General features: G+C 46.3%; 2 protein-coding genes. One reads left to right on the forward strand and one right to left on the reverse strand.

Annotated elements, in window-relative coordinates; all coding sequences use genetic code 11:
• Positions 1-2,061, forward strand: a 2,061-nt coding sequence (locus Q0241_RS12115) for a methyl-accepting chemotaxis protein (protein ID WP_299377702.1), incomplete at its 5' end; no start/stop codon positions are given.
• Positions 2,062-2,130: 69 nt separating this feature from the next.
• Here the strand turns inward: Q0241_RS12115 and speB are convergent.
• Positions 2,131-2,868: agmatinase (speB, locus tag Q0241_RS12120; protein WP_299377704.1), on the reverse strand; the 738-nt coding region annotated here is incomplete at its 5' end.

A 2,868-nucleotide genomic window follows, 5' to 3' on the forward strand; every position in this document is an offset into this window, starting at 1 on the left:
AGCCTGAGCTTCAGGCTTGTTGGATTGACAGCAATTATGGTTATCCTTGGATTTGCAGCTGTCATATCCTATTCAACAATCAGCCAATATCAAAACGCGCAAGATAATGCCAAAAGCTATCTGTCCAGTTTGTCTGCACAATATGCGCTGGATGTACGACTTGATATTGAAGAAGCTCTTGTTGCAGCCCGCGGCATGGCGCACGCAATCGAAGGGCCGCTAAGAAACGGTTCTATTGATCGGGATGGTTTTGCCCAGATCGTAGAAAATACGATTCGCCGCTACCCCAATCTTGTGGGCGGTGCTGTAGGCTTCGACAACAATGTTGGTGGCAATGACAGTGATTTTGCCGGGAAGGGCTACAACGACAAAGCAGGACGTTTGCTCCCTTATTTCTATCAAGACGGCAACGGCGGTGTTGCCTGGGAACCGCTCGCTCTTGGCGGCGATAGTGGATCAGAACTTTGGTATGATCTCCCAAAAAACAAAAAACAGGAAGTCGTAACGGAACCCTACGTCTATCCAGTAAACGGGGAAGATGTTGTTATGACAACAGCTACCGTTCCCATTTTTGACGCCAAGGATCAGGCTGTCGGTGTGGCAACAACGGATATGGCCCTCAAAGACATTCAGGTCCGTCTGTCAGAATTAAAGTTATTTGAGAGTGGTACCGTTTCTCTTATCACCTCTACGGGTATGTGGATTTCGCATCCTGATGACAAGAAGCTGGCCACAATCGAAGAAAGCAAAGCCCTTACATCTGTTCTAAAAGAACTTGCAGCAGGGAAGAGCTTTTATGGAAACATAAATGATCCATCAATTGGCGGTGATAGATACTTGGCTGTTCAACCTATCAATTTTGGTGACAGTGATGCCATTTGGGGCGTTGTCGTATCCGCCCCTGAAAGTGAGATTATGGCATCGGCCAATGATTCACGTAATCTTACGATCTTGCTTTCTCTATTAGTTGTTATCACGGTGATTGCTATCAATGGCATTATTGGTACCAAAGCGATGTCACTTCTTCGAAAAGTGACCGATAGCATGCAACGTCTTGCCGAGGGCGAGACAGATATCAAAATTCCTGCTCGCAACAGAAGTGACGAAGTTGGTGCCATTGCAAGAACAGTCGAAATCTTCCGCACAAACGCTTTGGACAAGCAGCGTCTAGAAGCTGAACAGATACAGCTTCAAGAAGCTGCCGCTGCCGAGAAGAAAGCGACCTTGGATCAAATTGCAACACGTTTCCAACAGGGAGTAAGTACGCTTATCGGTGACATTGAAACTTCCGTTGTCGATATGAAATCCTTTGCCGACAACATGAACGTAATGTCCCAACAGACCAGATCGCGTGCGTCCGAAGCATCGTCGTCGTCAGACACCGCAAATCAGAGCGCACAGGCCGTTGCCAGTGCGTCTGAACAACTTGCTGCTTCTGTGGGTGAAATCGGACGTCAAGTTGGTCAAGCCACATCAATCACCGGCGAAGCTGTTGCTGAAGCCAGTAGATCAAATGAAAATGTGCAGTCTCTTGCACAGGCAGCTCAACGGATCGGTGAGGTATTAAAACTCATCTCTGATATCGCCGAGCAAACCAACTTGCTTGCCCTTAACGCAACAATTGAAGCGGCCCGCGCTGGCGAAGCAGGTAAAGGTTTTGCTGTTGTCGCAAGTGAAGTCAAATCACTAGCGACACAGACATCGAATGCTACGGGTGAAATTGAGCAGCAGGTTATCGCTATTCAGAACGAAACCAAAAATGCTGTTGAATCTATCGGACATATCAGCACTGTTATCGGACAGATTGATGAAATCAGTACCGTCATTGCAGGTGCCGTCGAAGAACAAGGTTCAGCGACACAAGATATCTCGTCCAAGATTCAGCTTGTTGCTTCTGGCGTTGGTTCGATTTTGGAAAGTATTTCCGGTGTTGACGAGGTTTCAATTCAGACCGATACCGCAGCCAACTCCGTTGTTGAAACAATCAACAATCTGGACAAAAAAGTACAAGCACTCAATGAAGAAGCTTCAAGACTTGTGTCTGAAGTTCGAAGCGCTTAAGGGAAAATAAGACGTTTTGCACAGAGAAAGGCCTGCGTTTTGCAGGCCTTTTTTGTTTCCGATTAAGAATTAAGTCGTAATTAATTTAGCTGATATTTCTTTCGTCAATTTAGCCGCAACCATCGCCGTCATACCGACAAGATCCCGATGGGGATTAAGTTCGACGATATCCGCCCCAATCAAATCAGCATCCAGCTTATGTAACGCATTTATTAAATCACGCACAGACATGCCACCGGGTTCATGATGTGAAACCCCCGGTGCAAAAGCCGGGTCTAGAACATCTAAATCGACGGATAAATACAAGGGTCCATCAAAGTTAAAAGTGATTTCAGGGCGCCAATCTTTCATCGCAATAATTTCAACACCAAATTTTTCAGCCTGTTCTTGTTGATGTTTGTTCAAGGTGCGTATGCCAACTTGGACTAAACGCTTCACACGGCCAGTTTCCATCGCTCTTGCAAACGGACAGGCATGACTATCCCGATTACCTTGCATTTCATCATACAGATCAGAATGGGCATCAAAGTGTAAAATGTTGAGATCTTGATAGCTTTTACTATGTGCGCGTAACAAAGGTGCAGATACTGAATGATCTCCGCCGATACTGAGAAGTTTTGCCCCTGTGGTAATAATCTCTTCTGCTCGGGTTTCAATCTCGGCGATGGCTGTACTTGTATCATCAAAGATCAAGTCACCAAGATCTTTCCACCTGTTATCGTTCCCCAGATCATGCCCGTTTTCACAGGTAAGATTCGCCGAACCACAATGCAAAGCTTCGCGCATACGCTGTGGCCCCATGGCAGG

Source organism: uncultured Kiloniella sp. (genome assembly GCF_937128705.1).
In the GTDB taxonomy this organism is placed as follows: domain Bacteria; phylum Pseudomonadota; class Alphaproteobacteria; order Kiloniellales; family Kiloniellaceae; genus Kiloniella.